This window comes from Nonomuraea composti, assembly GCF_012034275.1.
Classification (GTDB): domain Bacteria; phylum Actinomycetota; class Actinomycetes; order Streptosporangiales; family Streptosporangiaceae; genus Nonomuraea; species Nonomuraea composti.
Map to the genome: position 1 here is coordinate 246,804 of NZ_JAATEP010000003.1, position 25,788 is coordinate 272,591.

22 protein-coding genes are annotated in these 25,788 nt (G+C 72.6%); 9 read left to right on the forward strand and 13 right to left on the reverse strand.

The window, feature by feature from the left end:
• Positions 1-2: 2 nt before the first annotated feature.
• Positions 3-1,556 (reverse strand): carboxyl transferase domain-containing protein, encoded by a 1,554-nt coding sequence (locus HCN51_RS06510; RefSeq protein ID WP_428981528.1) that lies wholly within the window; start codon positions 1,554-1,556, stop codon positions 3-5.
• A gap of 66 nt (positions 1,557-1,622) precedes the next feature.
• On the opposite strand from HCN51_RS06510, the gene HCN51_RS06515 reads away from it, so the two are divergent.
• From HCN51_RS06515 to HCN51_RS06535, 5 genes are all read left to right on the forward strand, one after another.
• Positions 1,623-2,216, forward strand: a complete 594-nt coding sequence (locus tag HCN51_RS06515) for an SACE_7040 family transcriptional regulator (protein ID WP_168007780.1) — start codon at positions 1,623-1,625, stop codon at positions 2,214-2,216.
• An 82-nt stretch (positions 2,217-2,298) separates the two neighbouring features.
• A complete protein-coding gene (locus tag HCN51_RS06520) occupies positions 2,299-2,871 on the forward strand; it encodes a PadR family transcriptional regulator (protein ID WP_168007782.1) in 573 nt (190 codons plus the stop codon).
• Positions 2,872-3,849, forward strand: coding sequence for an ATP-binding cassette domain-containing protein (locus tag HCN51_RS06525; RefSeq protein WP_168007784.1), 978 nt, complete (start codon positions 2,872-2,874; stop codon positions 3,847-3,849).
• 2 nt (positions 3,850-3,851) lie between these two features.
• The gene (locus HCN51_RS06530; protein WP_168007786.1) at positions 3,852-4,706 is read left to right on the forward strand and encodes an ABC transporter permease; all 855 of its coding nucleotides are present in this window, start codon (positions 3,852-3,854) and stop codon (positions 4,704-4,706) included.
• Between the two features lie 60 nt (positions 4,707-4,766).
• The gene (locus HCN51_RS06535; RefSeq protein WP_168007788.1) at positions 4,767-5,165 is read left to right on the forward strand and encodes a hypothetical protein; all 399 of its coding nucleotides are present in this window, start codon (positions 4,767-4,769) and stop codon (positions 5,163-5,165) included.
• 62 nt (positions 5,166-5,227) lie between these two features.
• On the opposite strand, the gene HCN51_RS06540 is transcribed toward HCN51_RS06535, so the two are convergent.
• A complete protein-coding gene (locus tag HCN51_RS06540; RefSeq protein WP_168007790.1) occupies positions 5,228-6,568 on the reverse strand; it encodes a hypothetical protein in 1,341 nt (446 codons plus the stop codon).
• A gap of 198 nt (positions 6,569-6,766) precedes the next feature.
• Here HCN51_RS06540 and HCN51_RS06545 point away from each other — a divergent pair, with 198 nt between their 5' ends.
• The gene (locus HCN51_RS06545) at positions 6,767-8,986 is read left to right on the forward strand and encodes a thiamine pyrophosphate-dependent enzyme (protein WP_168007792.1); all 2,220 of its coding nucleotides are present in this window, start codon (positions 6,767-6,769) and stop codon (positions 8,984-8,986) included.
• A gap of 11 nt (positions 8,987-8,997) precedes the next feature.
• Here the strand turns inward: HCN51_RS06545 and HCN51_RS06550 are convergent, their stop codons facing one another.
• Both HCN51_RS06550 and HCN51_RS06555 read right to left on the reverse strand, forming a co-directional pair.
• Positions 8,998-10,872: a protein kinase domain-containing protein gene (locus HCN51_RS06550; RefSeq protein ID WP_168007794.1), complete on the reverse strand. Its 1,875-nt coding sequence runs from the start codon at positions 10,870-10,872 to the stop codon at positions 8,998-9,000.
• Between the two features lie 46 nt (positions 10,873-10,918).
• Entirely contained in the window at positions 10,919-11,617 is a 699-nt protein-coding gene (locus tag HCN51_RS06555; protein WP_080036544.1) for a M50 family metallopeptidase, read from the reverse strand.
• A 509-nt stretch (positions 11,618-12,126) separates the two neighbouring features.
• On the opposite strand from HCN51_RS06555, the gene HCN51_RS06560 reads away from it, so the two are divergent.
• The 3 genes from HCN51_RS06560 to HCN51_RS06570 are packed head-to-tail and all read left to right on the forward strand — an operon-like array spanning position 12,127 to position 14,050.
• Positions 12,127-12,435 (forward strand): hypothetical protein, encoded by a 309-nt coding sequence (locus HCN51_RS06560; protein WP_168007796.1) that lies wholly within the window; start codon positions 12,127-12,129, stop codon positions 12,433-12,435.
• Positions 12,436-12,442: 7 nt separating this feature from the next.
• Positions 12,443-12,916, forward strand: a complete 474-nt coding sequence (locus tag HCN51_RS06565) for a nuclear transport factor 2 family protein (RefSeq protein WP_080036542.1) — start codon at positions 12,443-12,445, stop codon at positions 12,914-12,916.
• A 15-nt stretch (positions 12,917-12,931) separates the two neighbouring features.
• The gene (locus HCN51_RS06570) at positions 12,932-14,050 is read left to right on the forward strand and encodes a magnesium and cobalt transport protein CorA (RefSeq protein ID WP_168007798.1); all 1,119 of its coding nucleotides are present in this window, start codon (positions 12,932-12,934) and stop codon (positions 14,048-14,050) included.
• Between the two features lie 24 nt (positions 14,051-14,074).
• On the opposite strand, the gene HCN51_RS61145 is transcribed toward HCN51_RS06570, so the two are convergent.
• The 9 genes from HCN51_RS61145 to HCN51_RS06615 all read right to left on the reverse strand — a co-directional run bounded on the left by HCN51_RS61145 (position 14,075) and on the right by HCN51_RS06615 (position 25,727).
• Positions 14,075-14,827 (reverse strand): IclR family transcriptional regulator domain-containing protein, encoded by a 753-nt coding sequence (locus tag HCN51_RS61145; RefSeq protein ID WP_168007800.1) that lies wholly within the window; start codon positions 14,825-14,827, stop codon positions 14,075-14,077.
• Entirely contained in the window at positions 14,824-16,311 is a 1,488-nt protein-coding gene (locus tag HCN51_RS06580) for a heparinase II/III domain-containing protein (RefSeq protein ID WP_346433553.1), read from the reverse strand. Before HCN51_RS06580 ends, HCN51_RS61145 begins: the two co-directional genes overlap by 4 nt.
• 59 nt (positions 16,312-16,370) lie before the next feature.
• Complete coding sequence (locus HCN51_RS06585) at positions 16,371-17,132, reverse strand: hypothetical protein (protein ID WP_168007802.1); 762 nt, start codon at positions 17,130-17,132, stop codon at positions 16,371-16,373.
• Entirely contained in the window at positions 17,125-17,712 is a 588-nt protein-coding gene (locus tag HCN51_RS06590; RefSeq protein ID WP_168007804.1) for an RNA polymerase sigma factor, read from the reverse strand. The genes HCN51_RS06585 and HCN51_RS06590 overlap by 8 nt, the downstream gene beginning before the upstream one ends.
• Positions 17,713-17,770: 58 nt before the next feature.
• Positions 17,771-18,730, reverse strand: coding sequence for a winged helix DNA-binding domain-containing protein (locus HCN51_RS06595; protein WP_168007806.1), 960 nt, complete (start codon positions 18,728-18,730; stop codon positions 17,771-17,773).
• Positions 18,731-18,907: 177 nt separating this feature from the next.
• Complete coding sequence (locus HCN51_RS06600) at positions 18,908-21,217, reverse strand: transglutaminase TgpA family protein (protein WP_168007808.1); 2,310 nt, start codon at positions 21,215-21,217, stop codon at positions 18,908-18,910.
• Complete coding sequence (locus HCN51_RS62160; protein WP_206066629.1) at positions 21,214-22,464, reverse strand: DUF58 domain-containing protein; 1,251 nt, start codon at positions 22,462-22,464, stop codon at positions 21,214-21,216. Before HCN51_RS62160 ends, HCN51_RS06600 begins: the two co-directional genes overlap by 4 nt.
• The gene (locus tag HCN51_RS06610; protein ID WP_240972509.1) at positions 22,465-23,607 is read right to left on the reverse strand and encodes an AAA family ATPase; all 1,143 of its coding nucleotides are present in this window, start codon (positions 23,605-23,607) and stop codon (positions 22,465-22,467) included.
• A gap of 14 nt (positions 23,608-23,621) precedes the next feature.
• Entirely contained in the window at positions 23,622-25,727 is a 2,106-nt protein-coding gene (locus HCN51_RS06615) for a fibronectin type III domain-containing protein (protein ID WP_168007810.1), read from the reverse strand.
• Positions 25,728-25,788 lie beyond the last annotated feature (61 nt).

Here is a 25,788-nt window from a genome sequence, read left to right on the forward strand (position 1 = left end):
CGTCACATCCGGAAGACGCCGTAACCGGCGGGCTCGAGCGGCGCGTTGGCCGCCGCGGACAGTGCCAGGCCGAGGACCGTGCGGGTGTCGAGCGGGTCGATCACGCCGTCGTCCCAGAGCCTGGCCGTGGAGTAGTAGGGGTTGCCCTGGTGCTCGTACTGGGCCCTGATCGCGTCGGGGTCGGCGTCTCCGACGGTGGTCAGGACGTTCGCGGCCTGCTCGCCGCCCATGACGGAGATGCGGGCGTTCGGCCACATCCACAGGAACCTGGGCGAGTACGCCCGTCCGGCCATCGCGTAGTTGCCCGCCCCGAACGACCCGCCGATCACGACCGTGAACTTGGGCACCCGGGCGCACGACACCGCCGTCACCATCTTGGCGCCGTGCTTGGCGATGCCGCCCGCCTCGTACGCCTTGCCGACCATGAAGCCGCTGATGTTCTGCAGGAACAGCAGGGGGATGCGGCGCTGGTCGCACAGCTCGATGAAGTGCGCGCCCTTCATGGCCGATTCGCTGAACAGGATGCCGTTGTTGGCCACGACGCCGACCGGGTGGCCGTGGACGTGGGCGAAGCCGGTGACGAGCGTGGTGCCGTACTCGGCCTTGAACTCCAGGAAGCGCGAGCCGTCGACGATCCTGGCGATCACCTCGCGCACGTCGTAGGGCTGGCGGGTGTCGGCGGGCACGATGCCGTAGAGGTCGCGGGGGTCGTGGCGGGGCGGCTCTGGCGCGATCGTCTCCCAGGGCCTGGGGGCGCGCGGCGCCAGCGTGGAGACGATGTCGCGGACGATCGCCAGCGCGTGCGCGTCGTCCTCGGCGAGGTGGTCGGTGACGCCGCTGACGCGCGCGTGCAGGTCGCCGCCGCCCAGCTCCTCGGCCGTGACCTCCTCGCCGGTGGCCGCCTTCACCAGGGGCGGGCCGCCCAGGAAGATCGTGCCCTGGCCGCGGACGATGACCGCCTCGTCGCTCATGGCGGGCACGTACGCGCCGCCCGCGGTGCACGAGCCGAGCACGGCGGCGATCTGCGGGATGCCGCGCGCGGACATCGTGGCCTGGTTGTAGAAGATGCGCCCGAAGTGCTCGCGGTCAGGGAACACCTCGTCCTGCTTGGGCAGGAACGCGCCGCCGGAGTCGACGAGGTAGACGCAGGGCAGGTGGTTGTGCAGCGCCACCTCCTGCGCGCGCAGGTGCTTCTTGACGGTGATCGGGTAGTACGTGCCGCCCTTGACGGTGGCGTCGTTGGCCACGATCACGCATTCGCGGCCGGAGACGCGGCCGACCCCGGTGATGATGCCCGCGGCCGGGGCCTGGTCGTCATAGAGGCCGTTGGCGGCCAGCGGCGACAGCTCCAGGAAGCGGGAGCCCGGGTCGAGCAGGCCGTCGACGCGGTCGCGCGGCAGCAGCTTGCCGCGCTCGACGTGCCGCCGCCGCGACCGCTCGGGGCCGCCGAGCGCGGCGGCGGCGAGGCGTTCGAGCAGGTCGGCGGCGAGCCGCTCGTTGAGCTCGGCGTTGCGTTTGTACGCCTCGCCCGCGGGCTCCACCGCCGTCTTCAGCACCGGCCAGTCGCTCCTCATGACACCAAATGTTAGTCACCATTAACGTCATCGTCTAGCATGTGAGACGTGACCACCGCCTCTGACACCCCTACCCGCAGCCGGCGCAACAGGCGCGCGGAGATCCTGGAGGCGGCCGCCCGCCTGTTCGCGGCCCGCGGTTTCCACGGCGTCTCGATCGAGGACATCGGGGGCGCGGTCGGCGTCTCGGGCCCGGCCCTCTACCGCCACTTCGACGGCAAGGACGCGCTGCTGTCGGAGATGCTGCTCGACATCAGCTCCCGGCTGCGCGAGTCGGCCGTCACGGTCGCCACCGCCGCGGCCGGCCCGGAAGAGACCCTCGACGCGCTGCTCGACGTGCAGATCGCGTTCGCCACCGAGCACCCGGCGCTGATCACCGTGCACGACAGGGAGCTGGGCAACGTGCCCGAGCCGGCCCGCCGCCAGATCAGGCGGCTGCAGCGGCTCTACGTGGAGGAGTGGGTGACGGTGCTGGCCGAGCTGCATCCGGCCTGCCCGGCGGCCCGGCTGCGGGCGGCCACGCACGCGGTGTTCGGCCTGCTCAACTCCACGCCGCACAGCGCGGGCGAGCTGCCCGCGCAGGACATGCGCCCGATGCTGCACGCGATGGCGCGGGCGGCCATCGCCGCCGCCATTGGTTAAGGCTCGTTAACTTCCTGGCGTCGCCTTGTCGGCTCAACTATCTAGATATATCGTCACCATATCTCGATAGTTGGAGGCGATCATGCGCGACCACCACGAGTTCTGGGACGCTCCCCCACCCCCGCCGTTCCCGCCGGGTCCCATGCCCTTCCCCGGCCCGCCCGGAGCACCGCCGCCGCCACCGCACCACGTCGTCCACTGGGAGCAGCCCGCCCCCCGCATCCGCCGCGGCGACGTCAGAGCCGCCCTGCTCGCCCTCCTCCACGAAGGGCCGCAGAACGGCTACCAGATGATCCAGGGCATCGAGGAGCGCAGCCGCGGCGTGTGGCGGCCCAGCCCCGGCTCCGTCTACCCCGCCCTGCAACAGCTTGAGGACGAGGGCCTGGTGACCGGCGACGAATCCGGCGGGAGCCGGACGTACCGGCTGACCGAGCAGGGCCGCGACCTCGCGGCCAGGCACGCCGGCGCGGCCCCCTGGGACGAGGTCGCCCGCACCGTCCCCGACGACCACCACGAGCTGCGCCTGCTGTGGGCCCAGCTCAACGAGGCGTTCGGGCACCTCGTCCGCACCGGCGGCGACCGGCAGCTCGCCGAGGCCAAGAAGCTCATCAAGCAGACGCGCAAGTCCATCTTCCAGATCCTCGCGGAGGACTAGATGACCGCGGACGCCGCAGTGTCCGTACGCGGGTTACAGAAGGCGTACGGGAAGGTCGAGGCCGTCGGAGGCGTCGACTTCGAGGTGCGTCCCGGCGAGGTGTTCGGCTTCCTCGGCCCGAACGGCGCCGGCAAGACCACCACCATCAACATGCTCTGCACCCTGGTCAACCCGACCGGCGGCAGCGCCACCGTGGCCGGGCACGACGTCGTCAAGGAGCGCGACGAGGTGCGCAGGAACATCGGCCTCGTCTTCCAGGACCCCACCCTCGACGGCTACCTCAGCGCCGAGCAGAACCTGCGCTTCCACGCCGAGCTGTACGGCGTGCCCAAGAACGTCGTCGGCGACCGCATCCGCAAGGTGATGGAGATGGTCGCGCTGTGGGACCGCAAGGACGCCAAGGTCATGACGTTCTCCGGCGGCATGAAGCGGCGGCTGGAGATCGCCCGCGGGCTGCTGCACTCGCCGCGCGTGCTCTTCCTCGACGAGCCCACCGTCGGCCTCGACCCGCAGACCCGCTCCGCCATCTGGGGGTACATCAACCAGCTGCGGCTCATGGAGGACATCACCATCTTCATGACCACGCACTACATGGACGAGGCCGAGTACTGCGACCGGATCGCGATCATCGACCACGGCCGCATCGTCGTCATCGACTCGCCCGAAGCGCTCAAGGCCAGCGTCGGAGAGGACCGCGTCCAGATCCAGACCGCCGACGACAGCGCGGCGATCGAGGCGCTGCGGGAGCGGTTCGGGCTGGAGGCGGCCGTGCGCGAGGGCGCCGTGACGTTCGCGGTCGCCTCCGGCGAGGAGTTCGTGCCCCGCCTGTTCGCCGAGCTCGGCATGCCCATCAAGTCCGTGAGCGTGTCCCGGCCGTCGCTCGACGACGTCTTCATGTCCTACACCGGCTCCACGATCCGCGACGCCGAGGCCGGCGCCGACACCATGACGTGGATGAGAGCGATGGCGAGGCGATAGCCATGGCGACAGAGGCCGTCGGCGTGCGGGTGCCCGCCCGCAGCGCCGGGCACGACCTGCGGGCCGTCAAGATCGTGCTGCACCGCGAGATGCTGCGCTTCGTCAACGACCGCACCCGCATGCTGTCCATGCTCGTCCAGCCCGTGCTGTGGCTGTTCGTCATGGGGACGGGGCTCGGCTCCCTCGTCCGGGGCTCCATCCCCGGCGTCGACTACCGCACCTTCATATACCCCGGCATGATCTCCATGACCGTGATCATGACGGCCATGTTCTCGGCCGGCTCCATCGTCTGGGACCGCGAGTTCGGCTTCCTGCGCGAGATGCTCGTCGCCCCCGTCTCCCGAGGGGCGATCGTCATCGGCAAATGCTTCGGCGGCGCCGTCGTGGCCGTCGGGCAGGGCGTCATCATCGTGGCCATGGCGGGGCTCGTGGGCGTGCCGTACGCGCCCGGCCTGATCGTCACCCTGCTCCTGGAGATGTTCCTGGCCGCCTTCACCATCACGGCCTTCGGGGTGACGCTCGCCGCCCGCATGAAGAACATGCAGACCTTCTTCGGGCTGATGCAGATGGCCATCATGCCGATGATGTTCCTGTCGGGGGCCATGTTCCCGCTGGCCAACCTGCCGTCGTGGCTCCACCTCCTGACCGTCGTCAACCCGATGACGTACGCGGTGGACCCGATGCGCGAGGCCGTCTTCGCCCACCTCGACGTCCCGGCCGCGGCGGCGTCGATGCTCAACCCCGGGGTGCGCTGGTTCGACTTCCAGGTACCGGTGGGGCTGGAACTCGGGCTCGTGGCGGGGCTGGGGGTTGTGTTGCTGCTGGTGGCGGTCGTGGAGTTCCGGAAGGCCGAGTAGATACGACTGAACCACGTATCTCGCTGCGATCGATCATGGACGGAGGGTAGCTTTCCCGATGTGCCGCGCGGCTCGTCCTTTCCCTCCGTCCCCGAGGAGCATCATCCGATGTTGGATTGTGCAGAGAAGCACCTTGACCTGGAAGCTCGGGTCGAAGCCCTGGAAGAGGCTATTGTCAGTGGCGTGCCCCAGCAGAGCATCGCCACTCGCTTCGAGACGCAGTACACGCGCATCAGCGAAGTCGGGCAGAACATCAACGCACGGATCGGGCGCGAGGTCGACAGCCTCAAGGCCCAGATGAAGGCGGGCTTCGCCGCAGTCGACGAACGCTTCGAGCAGATCGATGTGCGCTTCGAGAAGATGGACGAGCGGCTCGAGAATGTCGAGAAGCGGCTCGACACCATCGAAGCCCTGCTCGCGCGCATAGACGCCAAGCTGGGCGACGACCGCTCCAACTGAGCTTCAAGAAGAACGAGGCCCGGGCAGGTGCCGCCCGGGCCTCGTTCCGGTGTTTCAGGTGGTCAGCGCTTCACTCGGACGTAGTCCGTACGGCTGGAGTCGCCGTAGGCGTCGTCGTCGCCGCTGAAGACGAACTTCCAGTGTCCCGACTTCCAGGCCTTGGCCTTGGTGGAGAGCCGGCCGCTGTCACTGGACCAGGTGGTCCTGACGAGCTGCCACTTCTTCGAGCCCACCGGCTTGAAGAACAGCGCCACCTTGCCGGAGTAGCCTTCCCACGAGCCTTCGTCGTCGATCTGCAGCAGCCCCTTGAACTTCAGGTACTTGCCGCGCTTGACCGGCTCCGGGTAGGCGTTGAACTTGATGAGCCGCGTGTCGGCCTTCTCCTCGGCGGGCGGCTGCGGGGCGGGCTGGTCGACCTTCACCCAGTCGGCCTCGCTGACCGAGCCGTTGATGCCGCGGGCGCCGCGGTACTCGGCGCGCCACCACCCGGAGGTGACGGCCTCCGCGGAGGCGGAGAAGCGGCCGTGGCGGCCGGTCACGTCGCTGGTGACGTACTCCCAGCGGCGCGAGCCGTCGGCCTTGAAGAAGATGGACACGCGCTGGCCGGCCAGGCCGCCGCGGTCCTCGACGCGCAGGGCGCCGCTGAAGGAGAGCGTGTCTCCCTTGTCGACCGGCTCGGGGGTGGCGTCGAAGCCGGCGATGCGGCTGCCGAGGGCGGCGCGCCGGACGTCCACCCGGTCGGCGTCGCTGACGGACGCCCTGGCGGTGCCGGTGGCCGCGAACTCGGCCCGCCACCAGCCGGTGGCGTTCGCCTCGGCGCGGGCGCCGAACCAGCCGCCGCGGCCGGTCGTCACCTTGGTGACCTCGCGGTAGTTGTCGGAGCCGCGCTCGCGGAAGGTGATGGAGACGGTCTGACCGTCGTACCCCTTGCCGTCGGCCAGCAGGCGGCCGGTGACCCGGATGGTGTCGCCCTTGGCGACGAGGTCCGGGCTGGCGTCGAAGTCGACGATCTTGGTGGTGAGTGCCTTGACGACGTCGAACGAGCCGGTCTGGGTGACTTCGCCGCCGTCGCCCTTGGCGGTGGCGGCGTAGTTCCACTTGCCGGCGGCGCCGGCGCCGAAGGACTTGGTGCCCGTCCACTTCAGCCCGCCGGTGACGGCGGTCGAGGTGACGTTGACGGTGTCACCGTTGAGCTTGAGCGCGGCCGTGGTCGCGTTCGTCGTGGTGAACGTGAACGTGACGCTGACATCGCTGTCGAAGACCACGATGGGCGCGGCCGGGCTGAGCTCGACCCTGGTGATGGTGGGGGTGGGAGCCGCCGACGCTGCGGGGGTGCCCAGGGCGATGGCCCCGGAGACGCCGAGCACGAGGGCGAGGGCGGCGACACGGATGCGTTGTAACATGCGGGTTCCTTCCTGGAGACCCCATTGGTTCAACGCGGCATTGAGGGTGCCACGTGTGCACTACAAGTAGACGTGCACGCCGACGGTGAAGTTGTGATTTCTGACAAACAGTTATGAAGGTGGGTCAAAAGGACCGGTCCACAACATGTCACCGGCGTCCGGCAGACGTCGGCGCCGATCAAAGACATAATCGATGCTGTGGCGCGCGACACAGTTGAGACTCACTTCACCGAGACGGTTTCGACGCTCAGGGCCGGCCCGGCGCGAGATCCGGGGCTGCCGGTCCGCGAGGGCACGTCGCTGACCGGCGAGCGATGCAGGTCGCTGTTCAGGCGCCAGCTCGAAAGCCGGCTGCTCGACATCGCGGCCCGCTGGCTGCGCGAGCGCGACGAGGGCTACTACACGATCGGCTCGGCGGGCCACGAGGGCAACGCGGCCGTCGCCGCCGCCCTGCGCCCCACCGACCCGGCGCTGCTGCACTACCGCTCGGGCGCCTTCTACCTGGCCCGGTCCGAGCAGGCCGGGCGGGTGCCCGAGCAGGGCATCCGCGACGTGCTGATGGGCCTGACCGCCGCCCGCGACGAGCCCATCGCGGGCGGCCGGCACAAGGTGTTCGGCCATCCCGACCTGGCCGTCATCCCGCAGACCTCCACGATCGCCAGCCACCTGCCCAGGGCCGTGGGCGTCGCGTTCGCCATCGAGCGGGCCCGCGCGCTGGGCGTGCCGGGCGCGTGGCCGTCCGACGCGATCGCGGTGTGCAGCTTCGGCGACGCCTCGATCAACCACGCCAGCGCCCTGTCCGGCCTCAACACCGCCGCCTACGCCACCTACCAGGGGCAGGCGCTGCCGCTGCTGTTCGTGTGCGAGGACAACGGCATCGGCATCAGCGTGCGCACCCCCAAGGGCTGGGTGGAGGCCGCCGCGCGGCGGCCCGGCATCGAGTACATCGCCGCCGACGGCTGCGACCTCGCCGCCGCTTATGACGCCGCCGTCCAGGCCGTCCAGCACGTACGCGAGCGGCGCGCCCCCGTGTTCCTGCACCTGTCGACCGTGCGGCTCATGGGGCACGCCGGGTCCGACGTCGAGTCGGCCTACCGCACGCAGCGCGAGATCCGGGCCGACCTGGAGCGCGACCCGCTCGTACGCACCGCCGCCCTGCTGGTGGAGGCCGGGCTGATCACGCCGGACGAGCTGCTCAAGGCGTACGAGTCGGACCGCGAGCACGTCCTGAAGATCGCCGAGGAGGCGGCGCGCAGCCCGCGGCTGAGCTCCGCCAAGGAGATCATGGAGCCGATCGCGCCCCGCCGGCCGGAGCTGATCGCCAAGATCAGCCCGATGGCGGCGCCCGCGGCGGCCAGGGAGAAGGCGTTCGCCGGCGCGCTGCCCGAGAACGACAAGCCGATGACGCTCTCCCAGGCCATCAACCGCACGCTCGCCGACGCGCTGGCCGTCTACCCCGAGATGACCGTGTTCGGCGAGGACGTCGCCAAGAAGGGCGGCGTGTACGGCGTGACACGCGGGCTGCAGAAGCGGTTCGGGGCGGGGCGGGTGTTCGACACGCTGCTCGACGAGCAGGCCGTGCTGGGGCTGGCGCTCGGCGCGGGCGTGTCGAAGCTGCTGCCGGTGCCCGAGATCCAGTACCTCGCCTACCTGCACAACGCCCTCGACCAGATCCGCGGCGAGGCGGCCACGCTGTCGTTCTTCTCGCGCGGCGCCTACACCAACCCGATGGTCGTGCGCGTCGCCTCCTACGCCTACCAGAAGGGGTTCGGCGGGCACTTCCACAACGACAACGCGGTGGCCGCGCTGCGCGACATCCCCGGGCTGGTCATCGCCTCGCCCGCGCGGCCCGACGACGCCTCCGCCATGCTGCGCACCTGCCTGGCCGCGGCCCGCACCTCGGGGTCCGTCTGCGTGTTCCTGGAGCCGATCGCGCTCTACCACACCCGCGACCTGTTCGACCCGGGCGACGGCGGCTGGCTCGCGCCGTACGCGCCGCCCGCCCGGTGGGCGGAGACGCACGTGCCGATCGGGCGGGCGCGCTCCTACGGCGACGGGCGCGACCTGACCATCGTCACGTTCGGCAACGGCGTGCGCATGAGCCTGCGCGCCGCCGTGCGCCTCACCCAGGAGGGGTACGGCTGCCGCGTCCTCGATCTGCGCTGGCTGGCGCCCCTGCCGGTCGAGGACCTGTTGCGGGCGGCCGAGCTGACCGGGAACGTGCTCATCGCCGACGAGACCCGGCACAGCGGCGCCGTCTCGGAAGGCATCGTGGCCGAGCTGCTCGACGCCGGTTTCACCGGGGCCGTCGGGCGGGTCACCTCGTCCGACAGCTTCATCCCCCTCGGCAGGGCGGCCGAGCACGTGCTGCTGTCGGAGGAGGAGATCGAGCAGGCGGCGCGCAAGCTCCTGGGTTGACCCCTGGGCTGTCACTGGGTGGAGCGGGCCACGGCGCCTCTGATGCAGGTCGGCTTCGACCAGGCGACCGTGGAGCTCTCCGAGATGCGCAGCGGCACGCCCACCAGGAAGCAGTAGCCGCTGTCCGGGTCCAGGCCCGCGACGCGCGTCGAGGTGGCGCCCTGCGCCAGCGGGGTGATCGCCTGCTCGCCCTTCTTCACCGGGGAGCGCTGGACGACCACCGGGTAGTCGCGCGCGCCGGCGGGCAGCGACCAGCGCAGCTCCACCAGCGCGCCCCGGTCGGAGGTCACCTTCACCTGGCGCGGGGCCAGGGCGGCCACCTGCTCCTTGCCGATGGGCTCCTGCTCGCCGGTGCCCGTCTTCGGCCCTTCCGTCGTCGTGGTCGTGGTCGTCGTGGCGGGCGGGCGCATCGAGAGGTGGACGGCCAGCGCCGTGCCGGCGACCACGACGGCCGCGACCGCCCCGCCGATCAGGACCATCCTGCCGGTACGGGAGGCGCCGCCGGGCGGCGGGATCGTGGCGGCCGGCGGAGCGATCTCCCCGGTCGGCCGTCGCGCCGGGCCTGGATGGGCGGGGGCGGGCGAGCCCGGGTACTCGGGCGCGAACGGGCTCGGCTCGGCGGGGGCGTACGGGCTGGGCTCGGCAGGCGCGTACGGACCGGGCGGGGCGGAGGTGTGCGGAGCGGGGTAGCCCGCGCCCTGCGCCCCCGGATGCGCGCCGGTGGGCGGCTGCGGCGCGAAGCCATCCTGCTGGGGCGGCGCGAAGGGGGAGCTTTGGACGGGGCCCGCGTGCCGGTCGGGCTGGGCCGCCGCCGGAAGGTGCCGGCCGGGCTGCTGGGGCGCGGGAAGGTGCTGGCCGGTGGCCGGGAAGCCGGTGCTCGCCGGCGGAGGCGGCGAGGCGCTGACGTCTTGGCGCGGAGATTGCGGGACGCCGAGATCCGGACGCGAAGGCTGAGGGCCCCCAAGGCCTGGGCGCGGAGCCTGTGGGGCGCCGAGGTCCGGGCGCGATGCCGGAGGTGTCGCCGGGCCCGGGTCCTGGCCGACCAGGTCGGTGACCGGGAGGCCGAGCTCCGCCTGCAGCGCCTGGAGGTGGCGGGCGAGCTCGCGCGCCGACCCGTACCGGGTCTCGGGCTGCTTGGACATCGCCCGCACGATCGTCTCGAACACCACCCCCGGCACGTCGGCCCGGTTGATGGGCGGCGGGTCGAGGCTGAGCACCCGGTACATCAGCGGGGCGATCGACGGGTCGGCGGGGTTGTGGAAGGCGGGCTGGCCGGCCAGCAGGTGGTAGAGGGTGGAGCCGAGCGAGTAGATGTCGGTGGAGGCCGAGTGCGGCTGCCCGGTGAGCACTTCGGGGGCGGCGTGCAGCGGGGTGAACGCCTGCGAGGTGACGGAGATCTCCGAGGAGTCGACGACGCGGGCCACGCCGAAGTCGGCGATGGCGAGCTCGCCGTACCGGGAGATGAGGATGTTCTGGGGTTTGATGTCGCCGTGCAGGACACCGGCCTCGTGGACGGCGGCCAGCGCGCCGGCGAGCTTGACGCCGGCCCGCAGCACGTCGGGCAGCGGGAGCGGGCCCTCTTTGCGGATCTTGTCGCGCAGGGAGCCGTTCTCGAAGAAGTCCATCGCGATGTACGGCTTGCCGGAGCGGGTGACGCCGGTGTCGAAGACGGTCACGACGTTCGGGTGGCCGGTGAGGCGGCCGGTGAGCTGCAGCTCGCGCTGGAACCTGCGCATGGTGCGCTGGTCGACCCGGTCCACGGACAGCACCTTCAGCGCCACGACCCGGTCGAGGCGCTCCTGGTAGGCGCGGTACACGACGGCGAATCCGCCCTGGCCCGCCTGATCGAGTACCCGGTAGCCGGGCGCGTCCTCGACTGGCAGCACTCCACTCTCCCCCTGTTGCTGAGGAGTTTAGTGCGAAATAGCGGGACTAGAGCGGGTTCATGAGGTACGCGCCGAACGCCACGGATGTCAGCGACACGAGCAGGAAGAAGAACACGTAGAACCCGCCGGGCAGGACCGTCAGCCGGGCGAGCTGGTCGGCGTCGGAGTCTCTGGCCTGCCTGCGCCGCCGCTTGTGCTGCAGCTCGATGATCGGCCGGACCCCGCCGAACAGCAGGAACCACGCCGCGACCAGGGCCACGACCTGCTGGACGTCCGCCGGCGCGTACATGATCAGGGCGAACACGGCGCCGCCGGTGACGAGGAGGATGAGCGCGCCGTACAGGTTGCGGATCAGCAGCAGCATGCAGACCAGGAGCAGCAGCACGCCCCAGATCAGCAGCGTGATGTGGCCCTGCTCGGTCAGCCAGGCGGCGCCGAGCCCGAGCAGCGGGGGCGCCAGGTAGCCGGCGAGCGCGGTCAGCACCATGCCGGGGCCCGTGGGCCTGCCCCTGGTCAGCGTCACGCCGGAGGTGTCGGAGTGCAGGCGGATGCCTTCGAGCTTGCGCCGGGTGAGCAGCGCCATCAGCGCGTGGCCGCCTTCGTGGGCGATCGTGATCAGCCCCCTGGACACCTGCCAGGGCATGCGGAAACCGACGATCACCAGCGCGACGAGAGCCGAGACCACCACCACCCAGGGGTCGGGGTCAGGCTGAACCTTGATCAGGTGGGCCCAGAACTTGTCCATCGAGGACAAACCCTAACGGGTCAGGTTCCGGTACGGGGCGGGGAAAGTCAGGGTTGTCCCGGTGAGGCGACACCGGGCCGCCGGAGCTCGTCCAAGGGCGGCAGGGACCCCCGGAGAAAATGCCCGACATTTCCCGATCAAGCCGGGCAAGGTGCCGGTCAGGCGGCTCAAGGGTGTGCTTCCTTCTCCTTCACTTCGCATGAACAGCGTGCCCGCTCTCCGCCGGCTCGGGCCGCGCGGGACCTCCCGCGCGGCCTCTGGCTTCAGGGGGTGGTTCGGGCGGACGGTCCGGCGACGATCCTGCTGCGCCGGCGCAAGCTGGTCGCGCCCGGCGTGCTGCTGGCGGTGCCGGGCCCTGCTGGACGAAGGGCTCGCCGACCTGCTCGCGCCCACCTCGGAGCGGACGGCCGGCGCCGCCCTCGTCCGGCTCGCGCGCGGCAGCGTCCAGCCCGTCCCCCCACGACCGGATCCGGCTCTTCCTGCACCGGGCGCAGCCGCAGGACACGCGGGTGGACCTCGACCTGCCGGTGGCCGCGTTCGACGCCGGCTGGGGGTTCGTGGGCATGTGCGGCTCCCCGCGCCTGCGCCTGGGCGAGGGGCTCACCCACTCGGGCGACCTGACCTCGGCGCCGGAGCTTCGTGATGGGCCGGACGGCGTCGGCCTGGCCGTGCTGGTCTCGGGGGACGTCGAGCTGACGGCCGGCGCCGAGGCGTACGCGCTGCATCCGTACGGGCTGGGCGAGGCCCGCCTGCTCGACGCCGCAGACCTGATCACCGGGCTCTCCCCCGTCCGGAACTCCCGGAAAGCCGTGGTCTGATAGGAGAGTGAACGATCGGCACGTGGCGCTCATCAGCGCCTTCTACGACGCTCTCGGCCGGGCGGACTTCGCGGCCATGGAGCGCTGTTACCACCCTGAGGTGAGCTTCGGCGACCCCATCTTCCAGGAGGTCGAGGGGCGCGACAGGGTGATGAGGATGTGGCGGATCCAGCTCGGCGTGCGCGACGGGCTGAAGTCGGAGTACCGCGACGTGACGGCCGACGACTTCACCGGCACCGCCCACTGGACCTCCCGCTACACCTTCCACAGCACCGGGCGCGAGGTCGTCAACGAGATCGACTCGCTGTTCAGGTTCGAGGACGACCTGATTGTTCGCCACCACGACGACTTCGATTTCCGCCGATGGTCGAAAATGGCACTAGGCAGGCCACATGGGCTTTTGTTCGGATGGACACCCATGTGGCGCAAGACCATCAGAGACCGTGCGACGCAGCAGCTCGACGAGATGCGTCCGTCGTAGACGTGAGGAGGGGCGATGGCCAGGGTCAAGGGCTTCAGGCGCGGCGGGGACGTGCGCGAGGAGCCACCTGAGCACTCCATGGACCCGCGCGCCAGCGAGGAGCACCCCTACCGGCCGACGGTCATCGACAACGCGATCTACCAGAACGGCGAGCGGGTCGACAACCCCGGCTCGCTCGCCGACGCCTTCGAACGCCTCAAGCAGATGCCGGACGCGATGGCCTGGATCGGCCTCTACCGTCCGAAGGAGTGGGAGCTGGTCAAGCTCGGCGAGGAGTTCGAGCTGCACGAGCTGGCGCTGGAGGACGCCATCGTCGGCTCCCAGCGCCCCAAGGCCGACCGCTACGGCGACACGCTGTTCGTGGTGCTGCGCGCCGCGCGTTACCTCGACGAGGTGGAGGAGGTCGCGTTCGGCGAGCTGCACGTCTTCGTCGGCCCCAACTTCGTGATCACCGTCCGCCACGCCGAGGCCCCCGACCTGCAAGGCGTGCGCAAGCGCATGGAGTCCGACCCCGACCTGCTGCGGCAGGGCCCGCAGGCGGTCCTGTACGCGATCGTCGACGCCGTGGTCGACGGCTACGCGCCGGTCGTGGCCGGGCTGCAGAAGGACATCGAGGAGATCGAGGTCCAGGTCTTCGGCGGCGACCCGTCGGTGTCGCGCCGCGTGTACGAGCTGTCGGGCGAGGTGATCGAGTTCCAGCGCGCCACGGCACCCCTGGTCGGCATGATCCACGGCTTCATCGCGGGCGCCCGCAAGTACGGCGTCACCGACGAGCTGCAGAGCTACCTGCGCGACGTGGCCGACCACGCCATCACCGTCACCGAGCGCATCTCCTCCTTCCGCCAGATGCTCCAGAACATCCTGGTCGTCAACTCCACCCTGGTCACCCAGGCCCAGAACGCCGAGATGGCCCGGATGACCGAGGCCAGCATCCAGCAGGGCGAGGAGGTCAAGAAGATCTCCGCCTGGGCCGCCATCCTGTTCGCCCCCACCCTGGTCGGCACCGTGTACGGAATGAACTTCGACTTCATGCCGGAAACGCACTGGGTGTTCGGATATCCGTTCGCCATCGTGCTCATGGCGGCGGTGTGCGTGGCCCTCTACACGGTCTTCAAACGCCGCGACTGGCTCTGACCGCCCGCGTGGGCTCCGGCGGAGTCAGCCGGGGAAGTGGGTCAGGGCGCGTTCGGCTTCGGCGACGGCGTGGCGGAGTTCGTCCACGTACGTCCCGAGCTCGTCCGCCGCGAACCGGGCCGACGGGACGGAGATCGACAGGGCGGCCACCGCGGAGCCGCGGCCGTTGCGGAGGGCGGCGCCGATGGCGGAGACGCCGCGTTCGGTGCCTTCGATGTTGAGGGCGATGCCGCTGGTGCGGATCTCGGCGAGCTCGCGGATCAGGGCCGCGCGTTCGCGGTCGGTGAGGTCGGGGTAGAGGGCGTGCAGCTCGTCCGGGGAGAGGGTGGCGAGGAGGGCTTTGCCGCCGGAGGCGAGGTGGGCGGGCAGGATGGTGCCGCGGCGGTCGGTGACGTGCTGGATGCGGGGGAACTCGACGCTGTCGAGGAAGCGGACTTCGGTGCCGACGCGGACCATGAGGTTCACGGTCTCCTGGACGCGGGCGCACAGGGACTCCATGGCGGGGCGGGTGCGGGCGCGTAACTCGCGCAGGGCGGAGCCGCCGGGGATGGCGGGGGCCGAGGCGAGGAACGGGCCGGGCAGGTAGGTGTGGTCCTCGTCCCGTACGGCGAAGTCGCGGTAGACCAGCATGGCCAGCAGCCGGTGGGCGGTCGAGCGGGCGATGCCGAGCTCCCCCGCCACGTCGGTGACCTGGACGCGGCCCCGGTCGCGGAGCATGTGCAGGACGAGAAGCGCGTTGTCCACCGAGCCCAGGGCGTACGGGGGCCTGTTCTTCACAGGAGGATGCTAGTACTGCCCGGCACGATCACCGTCAGGACACTGGGAGCCTCGGGCGACAGGACGGTCACGGCTTCGGCGGTGCGCAGGTAGCCGGTGGAGATCAGGGCGGGGCGCACGGCCAGGCCCTCGCCGGGGAACTGCAGCACGGTGACGTGGAAGCCGTCGGGGCCGGCCAGCACCACCGCGCCCGGGCGCCGGGACACGACCTTGAGCGCCGGGTCGAAGTGCCACAGGCTGCGCAGGGTTCCGGAGGAGACGGTGTCGTGGACGGCCATCGTGGCGGGGTCGTGGTTGACGGTGACGCGCCGCGTCCGCCGCACGCCGTAGGCGTCGTCGGCCAGCTCGTACGCCTGGCCGGACGCTCCGACGGAGGAGTGCAGGAGGCGGGTGGCGGTGCCGGGGCGGAACGTTCCCGAGGTGGGGACGGGGACGTTGTGGGCTTCGGGGGTGCGGGTCCAGTCGACGTAGCCGGTGCGTTCGTAGGAGTGGAAGCCGGCCTCCACGAGGATGCGGCGGCCGTGGGAGTAGTAGGTGACGCCGAGATGGTCCTCGTGGCCGTGCAGCCGCCGGCCCGGGCCGAACCTGATCGAGTAGTAGGAGGCGGCGGGGTCGTCCCAGGCGGTCCTGCCGAAGACGTAGCCGCCGTCGAAGACCCGCACGGCCGGCCCCTCGTGCGCGAACCCGTCCGCGCGGGCGTCCGCCGGGCTGTCGCCGATGGGGACGAGGTGGCCGTCCGGCTGGGTGGCGTGGGCGATGTACGACTCCAGCGCCCGCCGCCGCTCCAGCAGCCGCTGCGGCACCTCGGCCCCGCTCTCGCGGATGGCGCGCAGGGCGACGCCGAGGCGGCGGTGCACGTACAGGCCGTAGCGCGGGGCCTGCTCGTGCAGGACGCCCTGCGCGTCCACGGCCAGCTCGGTGGAGGCCGTCATCCTGCGCACGGCCAGGTCCCGCCAGCGCGCCCGGCCGAGGCGGCAGCCGACGACGAGCAGGGCGATGTCCTGGTCGAGGCCGTGGTTGTGGCCCTCGCGGTAGAGGGCGGGGTCGGCCAGGACCTCGCCGTGCTCGGCCAGGCTGTCCCACAGCTCCCTCGTCTGGACGTGCTCGCTCAGGCACACCAGCGCCGGGGAGCGCAGCGCGACCGCGTGCTCGGCCCACGCCCAGGGGCTGACGCCGGGGCCGCCGCGCGGGTTGGCGCGGATCCAGTCGTCGGTGATCGCGCCGGCCCGGTCGAGACACGCCCGGTCGCCGGTACGTTCGTACGCGGCCACGAGGCGGCCCATCCAGCGCAGCGTGTGCAGGTGCAGCGACCAGGAGCGGTTGCCGTGCGGGTCGGCCGTCCAGTCGATGGGGGTGCCGAGCCGCACGGGTGGCAGCTTCACGAACGTCACCAGGCCGTCCATCACCTCCTTCACGTCGATCCCCGGGAACTGGTCGCTCAGGCAGATGGCCTTGCCCGAGGTCGTTCTGGCACGCCGGAACACGTCGTCACTCCTGTTTCAGGGCGCGCGGAACCCACGCGCGGCGCCATGAGGGCGGGTTTCTAGCGGGGGCCCTCGTCGGTCCAGCCGGCCACGAGGACGAGCTCGGAGCGGGTGCCGTCCTCGCTGGACAGCACCTGCGAGGTGCCCGGATCGATGATCAGGGTCCGGCGGGAGCCGGAGGGCAGGCCGAAGGAGAACGCCGAGCCGGTCCGCCCCCGCTCGTCCGTGGCGGGGCCGAGGTAGCGGACCTCGGGCAGGTCGGCGAGCGCCCGGTAGGCGGCGGCGCGCACGCCCGGCGGGGACGGTTTCGTCCACAGCAGGCCGCTGAGCGCGTCGGCGAGCAGCCCCTCGGAGCCGGCGGGCAGCATCGCGGCGACCCGCTCGCGCAGCTCGCCGGGGTCGGCGGGCAGGGCCTGGATCTGGTCGTAGGTCAGGTCCCGGCCCGCCATGCTGAACGGCGAGCGGCCGGTGACGCGGGTGACGCGCCCCTGCTCGGCGGTCCACGCCCGCCCCTGCCTGGTCACCCAGAGCTCGGTCTGCCTGGCGCCGTCGTGCAGCTTCTTGACGTGCCAGTACGTCCCCCGCGAGGTGGCGGACGCGGCCGAGGTCGCGGCGGTCAGGAGGATCTGCCTGCCGGGCTCCAGGGGTTGTTCGCGCGGGATCAGCAGGAAGAGCGCGAGGGCGGCGGCGACCGCCGGGATCACGGCGAGCCAGGACAGGCGGCGGCGCCGGCGGCGGGCCGTGACGCGCCGCCACACCCTGGTCTGGGCGTGCGGGCCGGGCTGCGGCTTGCCGTACAGCTCGCGGATCAGCTCATCCATCGTCGCGCACCTCCCCCAGCCGGCCGCGCAGTTTCCTGCGGGCGCGGCTCAGGCGGGAGCCGACGGTGCCGTACGGGATGCCGAGCGCGGTGGCGATCTCGTCGTGGCTGAGCCCGGCCAGCGCGACCAGCAGCAGCACGTCGCGGTCGCGCCGGTCCAGCGCGGCCAGGGCGGCGGCCAGCTCGGGGCGCAGGCTCTGGGCGCTGACCCGCACGGCCACGGCCTCCTCGTGGCCGGGCGCGTCGGTGTCGGGGCCGCAGCGGCCGAGCGCGCGCAGGGTGCGCGCCTCCAGGCGGCGGTGCTTGCCGATGAGGTTCGTGGCGATCCCGTACAGCCAGGCCCGCACCCCCGCGCGGGACGGGTCGTACTGGGCGCGCTTGCGGAACGCGGTGAGGAACGTCTCGGCCACGATGTCCTCGGCGATGTCGGGGCCGAGCCGCTGGGCGACGTAGGCGTGGATCTCGCCGAAGTACGTGTCGAAGACGGCGGCGAACGCGTCGGCGTCGTCCAGCGTGTGCTGGGCGGCCCCGGGCGCGCGGGCCGCCCAGGGCACCGTGGCCGCGATGGTCTCCCCCGTCATGTGCAACCTTCCGATGGATCGGTTCTCATCAGGTATCACCCGATGCACCGGATCGCTTTCACGGCTTTCGCGGGGAGTTGTTGAGGAAGCGGCGCACGTCGGCGATCTCGCCGTCCACGTCGGGCAGCTCGCCGAACGGCTGCACGGTCACCTGGGCGCCCTTCCTCGCCCACACGCCCCTGATCATGGCGCCGACGACCACGACCGGCCGCAGGACGCCGCCCCCTGGGAACACCTTCCTGGCGTGCTCGGGGGCCAGGACCGGGTCCCTGCTGCGCCAGCCCAGCACGTACTCGTCGAAGGCCGGCGCGAGGCGTACGAGTGCGGGCTCCTCGGCGGGCGGCGGCGGGGGCGCGGCGCTCAGGCCCCAGGCCGTGCGGGCCGCGCCGAGCGGCAGGCCCGACCAGGCGGCCAGGTCGTCGGGGGTGGCCGGGTGGTGGGCGCGGCGGTAGCGGGTGGCCAGCTCCTTGAGCGCGCGGTCGCGGTCGGGTTCGGGGCGGACGGGGGCGCCGAGCCAGTCGGCGGCGTGCACGTACGTGGGCTTGCCGGCGCGCTGCGGCCCCAGGACGGCCAGGCCGTGGTGGGCGGCCAGCGCCACCAGGTGCACGACGCCCTGGCCGCGGGCCCGGCCCTTGAGGCGCTCCTCCAGGTCGGCCTTGGTGAGCGGGCCCTGGCCTTCGAGGGCGCCGGTGATGAGCGGGAGGAGGTCGTCGCCCGTGACGCCCTCCTCGGCGAGGCGGCGCAGGGTGCCGGTGACGCTGCCGGTCAGGGCGTGCAGCCAGGGCAGGTCGTCGGCGTGCACGAAGTGGAGGGTGCCGCGCGGGCCCCACGTCCGGACGATCTCGCGCGCCTCCCAGGCCGCCTCGACGTCCGCCGGGGTGAGGGTGGCGGAGCGGGCGCGGAAGGCGAGCAGCGCCGAGGGGACGTCCTGCGCCTGCACGGCCCCCAGCGCCCGGACGATCTCGCCCGCGGTCAGGCCGGGCGGGCGGTGCAGGAGCTGGGCCTCGACACTTCTCATGAAGGGATCATCGCAGGGGCCCGGCACTTCTCGCGGCCGGGCCACCGCCAGGCTGAACGCTGCTCGCGAGCGCGCCGCTGTGGGACTGGCTGCCCCTCGCGAGCGGCCGTCGCCGGACTGCACGTCCCTCGCGAGCGGGCCGTCGTCGCAGGGGCTCGGTGCTGCTCGGGGCGGGGGTCATCGGAGCAGGAGGCGGGTGCGCAGGCGGGTGAGGAAGGGGGTGCGGGCGCGGGCGGCTCTGCGGATGGCGTCGCTGTGGTGCCAGGCTTCGGTGGCGGCGGCGTCGGTGCCGCTTTCGGGGGCGTACCGCACGTGATTGTAAATTTCGGCCAACGGCTGGAGATGTACGGAAATATCGCCCGGCTGGCGGGACACCACGTCGCCCGCCGTCAGGGCGTGCTCGCCCCGCAACCCCAGGTCGTCGCACGCCTGCCGCCACGCCCCCAGCACCCGCTGCCCCGCGTCCGGGGCGCGGCGCCGGCCGTTCCTGCGCCGCCACGGCACGACGGCCACCACCCCCGCGTACGCCACCAGCAGCCCGCCCGCCGCCACCGCCGCGACCAGCCACGGGCCGGGACCGCCCGCCGCCTCCTCGCCCTGGTCGGCGGCCTGCGGCTCGGACGTCTTCGGCCGGTCGCCGCCGCCGCGGGCGAGCTCGTCCTCCAGCTTCTCGCTCTCCTCGATCGCCGAGGAGGCCACCTCGTGGTCGTCCTTGGCGCCGCTGCGTCCCGGCGTGGGGTAGAACGGTCGCCACCCCAGCCCCTCGAACTTGATCTCCGCCCACGCCATGACATGTCCGGACTTAACGTGATAAACGCCGCCGGACGCCTGCCCCGGCCTGAACCCCACAACCACCCGCGACGGCAGCCCCAGCGTCCTGGCCATCAGCGCGAACGTCGCCGCGAACTGCTCCGACGTCCCCCTGTGCGTCGTCCGCAGGAAGAACTCCAGGCTCTTGAGCGAGTGCCCGGGCGGCGCGGTCACGTCGTAGGCGGCGCTCGTGCGCAGATAGCTCTGCAGCCGGTACGCCTGCCTGATCGGCTCCTCGGCCCCCTTGACCGCCTGCCGGGCGAGCCGCCGGAACAGCTGCTCCTGGGGGCCGTCGGGAAAGGCGGTCAGGGCCGCGTCCCGCACCGGGGCGGCGGCCAGGAGGTCCTGCTTGGTCGGCTCCGGCACGCGCGAGGTCACCTCGTAGCTGAGCCCCTTGGCCGGCTTGGTCGTGGTCAGCAGCGACCCGCTCGACGGGTCCACCGCCAGGCCGCGCACGCCCGTCACCTCCTCGGGCCGCTCGGCGGCGGGCAGCCACGTGCCCGGCAGCCCCCCGAACGTGACGCGCTGCCGCACCACCTCGGCCGCGCCCGTCCACTCCCCCGCCGGGACACGGCCCCCGGTCGGCTGGAAGCGGGCGCCGGAGGTCCAGCGAACGCCGTCATAACGGTCGAGCACCGCCAGCCGCCAGTTCTGCGGCCGGTCGGCCTTGACCGTGAACAACTCCCGGTCCGGGATCTGCAACCACGCCGACACCCGGTCGAGAGGGCTGACGCTGTCCACGCGGGCGGGCGGGGGCAGGTCGGCGTCCTGCCGGGGGTTGTACGGCTCGGCGGCGATCGGCAGCAGCGGGCCCGCCACCAGGGCCAGCGCGGCCATCGCGGCGGCCGCCGGGACCCCGGCCAGCAGCCACACCGGCGGGCGGCCGTCCCTGATCACCGCCAGGGCCGCGATCAGCACGAACAGCGCCGCCGCCACCGGCAGGTTCGAGCCCTCACCGTCCACGCCCAGCAGCAGCGCCACACCGTAGACGGCCAGGGCGGGCAGCGCGGCGGCGACCCTCGTGCCGGTGCGGGTCAGCGTCTCGGCGCCTGCCACGGCCGCCGCCCAGACGAGCGTGTGCACGAGGACCAGCAGCTCCGGGTCCGGCTGGGCGGGGAGCAGGGTGGTCAGCAGGGCGTGCCACGCGTTCGCGACATCGGCCGGGACGGTCGGGGACAGCGTCCCGTACAGGGGGACGGTGCCGGCCACCCAGAGGACGACGTCCAGGATCAGGGCCAGCCAGAGCGGGCGGGTGCGCGTCAGGGCGGCGACGACGGCGGGGGCGGTCGCGGCGGGGACGATCGCCAGGACCAGCTCGGTGCCGGGGAACACCCGGTGAAAACCCCAGCCCGCCACGGCGGCCAGCGCGGCGACCACCCCGAGCCCGGCGGCACGCCGCCACCACGGCCCGCCCTCACCACCGCCACCACCCCGCCCGCTCCGGTCACCGCGCCCGCTCCGGGTGCTGTGCCCGCTCGGGGCGCTGTGCCGACCTTGGCCGCTCGGGGCACCGTGACCGCCTTGCCCGCTCGGGGCGCTGTGATCGGCCGGGACGCCGTGACCGCTCGGGGCGCTGTGCCTGCCTGGGCCGCTCCGCAGGCCGTGATCGGCCGGCGCGCCGAGGTGGGCGTCGGTGGGGGTGATGGGTGGGGGGACGGGGTGGGGGCCGTGGGTCATCGGGCCCCCCAGGCCATGGGCAGCTCGTCCAATGACGTGATCGGGACGACCGTCACCCCGGGCGGGCCGGCCGGGGCCGGGGCCGGGCCGACGTACACGCAGATGACGCGGTCGAAGCGGCGGCGTGCCCCCGCGGCCCGGCCCGCCTCCGCCGGGTCGCCCGTCACCAGCACCAGCGCCCCGCCGCCGCGTGCCATCCGCAGCGCCTCCGTGACCCCGGACGTGCCGGGGCGTACCAGGGCGAGCCGGTCCAGGACGCTGTCGGCGTCGGTCTTGGTGTCGGCCACCGGCCCCTCGCCGGTCAGGACGCGTACCGGGAAGCCGGCCCGGGCGGCGGCGACGGCGGCCGAGGCGGCGGCGTCCACGGCCGGCTCCGTCAGAACGCGCGTGTCGAGCAGGACCGTCGTGGTGGGCAGGCTGGCGTCGATGAGCTGGCGCACCATGAGGGTGCCGGTGCGGGCGCTGGAGCGCCAGTGGATGTGCCGCAGGTCGTCGCCGACGACGTACTCGCGCAGGGTGTGGAAGGTGACCGTGCCGGCCGGCGCGTTGTCGCTGGCGGGGCCCTCCAGGTGGTGGGCCTTGCCGGAGGGCGGGACGGGCAGGGGGACGGTGCGCGGGCGTACCAGGAGGGTGGCGGGCAGGCCGTACTCGCGGATCCGGCGCGTCAGCCCGAACGGGTCGGCGCGCACCAGCACGAGCGGCCCGACGGGGATCTCGCCGCGCGTGCCGGTCGGCAGCGGGTACGACACGGTGCGCGCCGCCCCCTTGGGCAGCCTGGGCAGGTCGATCGTGTGCTCGGACGGGCCGATCCGGTCCTGGGCCCGCAGCCCGGACAGGCTGCGGCCGCCGAGATTGGTCACGTGCAGGACGGCCACGGCCGCGTCGCCGCGCGGCACCTTGAGCGGGGTGACCTCCCGGTGCACCTCCAGCCGGGGCTTCGGAGCGGTCCACGCCAGGGCGGTCACCAGCGCGAGCACCGCGCCCGTGGCGAGCACGACGGGCTCCGGGTAACCGAGTACGAATCCGGCGGCGTACAGCACGACGGCCCCGGCGAGCGTCCCCCACCCCAGCGGCGTCAGCACTGCGACGAGCCGCGCGACCGGCGCGGGCTCCGCCGACGCGGGCCGGGCGACCGCCAGCGGCTGCGCCGACGCGGGCGGAACCGGTGCGGAGGCGGGCGGAGCCGCCGGCGGCGAGGCGGGCGGGGCCGGCGGCGAGGTGTGCGGGGCCGGCGGCTGGGGGTGCACCTACGCCGCCTGCGGCACCGGCATCCCGGCGAGGATCTCGCCGAGCGCGGCGGCCGCGGTGACCTCGCGCAGCTCGGCCTCCGGCGTGAGGATCAGGCGGTGGGCCAGCACGGGGACGGCCAGCGCCTTGACGTCCTCGGGCACCACGTAGTGCCGCCCGGCCGCGGCGGCCTTGACGCGGGCGGCGCGCAGCAGCGCGAGGCTCCCCCGGGGGCTGGCGCCGAGCCGCAGGTGCGGGCTGGTACGGGTGGCGGCGCACACGGCCACGATGTAGTCGTAGACGGGGTCGGCCACGTGGATGCGCGAGGCGAAGTCGATCATGCCGGCGACGTCCGACGACCGGGCAACCACGGGCAGCCGCTCCACCTGCGGCCCCGTCGGCATGCCCTTGAGCACCTCGACCTCCGACGCGTGGTCCGGGTACCCGACGGAGATCTTCATCAGGAACCGGTCGAGCTGCGCCTCGGGCAGCGGGTAGGTGCCGTCCATGTCGACGGGGTTCTGCGTGGCGACGACGAGGAACGGCCGGGGCACCGGGTGCGGCTCGGCGTCGACCGTGACCCGGCGCTCCTCCATCACCTCCAGCAGCGCGGCCTGCGTCTTGGGCGAGGCGCGGTTGATCTCGTCGGCGAGCACGATGTTGGCGAAGACCGGCCCCTGGTGGAACTCGAACTTCTGGTGCGCCTGGTTGAAGATCGACACGCCGGTGATGTCGCTGGGCAGCAGATCGGGCGTGAACTGGATGCGCCGCCACTCCGCGTCCACGCTGGCGGCCAGGGAGCGGGCGAGCGTGGTCTTGCCGGTGCCGGGCACGTCCTCGACGAGCAGGTGTCCCTCGGCGAACAGGCAGATCAGGGCCAGCTCGATGGCCTCGTGCTTGCCGCGGATGATCCGCTCGATGTTGGTGGCGAGGAGCTGGAAGCGCTGCGCGAACTGGCCGGCGAGCTGCTGCTGCGGCTGCTGTTGCGGCTGAAGGGCCTGCTGGTCGTAGGAAGGTTGCTGCTGGTGGGCCTGCTGGTCGTAGGCGGGCTGTTGCGGATAGGGCTGCTGCTCGTAGACAGGCTGCTGCTGGTAGGGCTGCTCGTACGCCGCCGCCCCCGGCTGCTGCTGGTACGGCTGCTGGTCGAAGTTGTACTGGGTCAACTGAGTCCCCCTTCTCAGTCGGTGCACTCGAAGAGCGGCCCCTCGGGGAAACCGCCGTCCGGAGTCGCGACCAGAGTGTCGTTCAGGTAGCCGTTGCCGTACTGGCTCTCGATCCGGTTCCAGATGTCGCTGGTCTTCCCGGTGGAGGTGTCGGTGTACGAAGCGCCCTTGACCTGGCAGATCACGGTCAGGGTGATGTACTCCCCCTTCGGGATCCTGCCGGCCTCGCCGCTGGCCGAGGGGCCGGGGCGGATGAGCGTGTTCGTGTCGTTGTTGCTGGCGTTCTTGTACTGCTGGCGCGGGTAGGCCAGGTCCACCTCGGCCGTGGCCACCTCGGGGCTATCGCCGGCCGCGTTCCTGGCCTTGAGCTTGAAGGTGTGCTTCTGGTTGTTCTTGAGCCCGTCCACGGTGAACGAGGTGCCCTTGATGCCGCTGTTCGTGGCGGCGCCGGTCAGCTCGTACGTGGTGGCGTCGTCGGCCCCTTCGGGGGCGGTCCAGGTGAGCTCGGCGCCCCGGTTCCTGGCCTTGGCGGCGAACCCGGTCGGCGAGCCGGGCGCCACGCACGGCCGCACGCCGGCGCTGGGCTCGGACTCGACCTCGCCGCCCGACCAGTGGGCGACCACGGTGAAGGTGTACTCGTTCGCGCAGTCGCCGCCCGTGAACTCGAACTGGAACGGCCCGCCCGCGTCCACCGACTGCGGGGTGGACCTGCCGTCGCCGGAGGTCTTCAGCGTGTACCGCTCGACCTTGCCGCCGGTGGACGCGCTGAACGTGATCGTCACCTTGCCGGGGCCCGACCTGGCGGTGACGGCGCCGGGCGCGGAGGGCGCGGCGGCCGAGGGCGTCTGGGAGGGCGTCCTGGTGGGCGTCTCACGCGGGGGCGTCGGAGTGGTCGTCGGACGCTGGGTGGTCCTGACGGGATCCGGGTCCGGGTTCGGGTCCGCGTCCGGTTCCCGCTCGGGCTGGGTGGGGCGGGTGCTGGGGGTCTGCCTGGGCTTGGGGGTGCTGGTCGGCCCCGGTACGTCGGAGTCGTCCTTGTCCACGTCGTGCTTGCGGCCCTCGGGGTCGATGACGACGGCCTTGTCGCCGTTCTCGTCGTTCGCCCAGAGCAGGCCGTCCTTGACGAACACGTCCACCGGCCCGGGGCCCTGCGCGACCTGGAGCGTGGTCGGGCGGCCGCCCGCCGCGCTGTCCCAGACGATCAGCGAGCCGCTGCCCCGGTCCGGCACGTACACCTTGCTGCCGAGCACCTGCGGCACCCCCAGCTCGGCCGGGTCCGCGGTGGTGAACTTGGTGCTGAGGACGGCGTTGGAGCCGGTGTCGATGACGACGAGCAGGCCGGAGTCGCCGGGCGACAGGATCGGCACGAGGGGGCCCTCGGTGGTGGCCGGGGTGAGCGCGCCGCCCTTGGCGGCCTGGGCCACGCCCTTGGGCAGGGTGATCTCGCCGACGCCGCCGTCGGAGCCGATGATCGTGGCGGTGGCGGCCCGGGTGTTGACCACGACGGGCCGGCCGTCGGCGATGGTGACCGACAGCTCCTCGCCGGGCTCGCCGACCTTGACGGGGCTCTGCGCCGTGCCGTTCGCGACGGGGACGACCTGGCCGCGCGCCGTCACGGGCACCCACAGGCGGCCGCCGCCGTCGACGCGGGCGGCGCCGAGCGGCCCCGGCAGGGTGAGCGGGGCGCCGACGGTGTCGAGCGTGACGGGGTCGATCTGCTGAACCTTGCCGGCCGCCGGGTCCACGGCGTAGGCGGTGCCGCCCGACATGGCGAGCTGCGTCCCGGCGGCGCCGAAGTCGCGGGTGCCGGTGACGCTGAGCTGGCTGGGCTCGACGCGGCTGACGTACCCGGTGCGGTCGTCCACGAGCAGGACGTCGCCGCCGTCCTGGACGACGCGGAGCTGGCGGCCCGCCTTGTCGTCGAGGTAGCCGTCCACCTCGCCGGACAGGCCGTTGACGTGCACGATCTTGCCGCGGGCCTTGGTCCACAGCCAGGCGCCGACGTCGGCCAGCTTGGGGTTGGCGCTGGAGACGCCCACGCCGAACCACGCCGCCGCGGCGACCAGGACTGCGGCCGCGGCCCCGGCGATCACCGCCGTGGCACGATCGCCTCGGAGCACGCCCACCTTGCTTACCCACCCCGGTTTGTACGACTAGGGAGCGTTTCGCCCCGGAATAACG

Bases quoted from the DNA above. Each gene is read 5' to 3' on its own strand.
- HCN51_RS06525 (WP_168007784.1), top strand. From the start codon at position 2,872: ATGACCGCGGACGCCGCAGTGTCCGTACGCGGGTTACAGAAGGCGTAC.
- HCN51_RS06570 (WP_168007798.1), top strand. From the start codon at position 12,932: ATGGCCAGGGTCAAGGGCTTCAGGCGCGGCGGGGACGTGCGCGAGGAG.
- HCN51_RS06540 (WP_168007790.1), bottom strand. From the start codon at position 6,568: ATGTTACAACGCATCCGTGTCGCCGCCCTCGCCCTCGTGCTCGGCGTC.
- HCN51_RS06555 (WP_080036544.1), bottom strand. From the start codon at position 11,617: ATGGACAAGTTCTGGGCCCACCTGATCAAGGTTCAGCCTGACCCCGAC.
- HCN51_RS06585 (WP_168007802.1), bottom strand. From the start codon at position 17,132: ATGGATGAGCTGATCCGCGAGCTGTACGGCAAGCCGCAGCCCGGCCCG.
- HCN51_RS06590 (WP_168007804.1), bottom strand. From the start codon at position 17,712: ATGACGGGGGAGACCATCGCGGCCACGGTGCCCTGGGCGGCCCGCGCG.
- HCN51_RS06595 (WP_168007806.1), bottom strand. From the start codon at position 18,730: ATGAGAAGTGTCGAGGCCCAGCTCCTGCACCGCCCGCCCGGCCTGACC.
- HCN51_RS06530 (WP_168007786.1), top strand. From the start codon at position 3,852: ATGGCGACAGAGGCCGTCGGCGTGCGGGTGCCCGCCCGCAGCGCCGGG.
- HCN51_RS06600 (WP_168007808.1), bottom strand. From the start codon at position 21,217: ATGACCCACGGCCCCCACCCCGTCCCCCCACCCATCACCCCCACCGAC.
- HCN51_RS06520 (WP_168007782.1), top strand. From the start codon at position 2,299: ATGCGCGACCACCACGAGTTCTGGGACGCTCCCCCACCCCCGCCGTTC.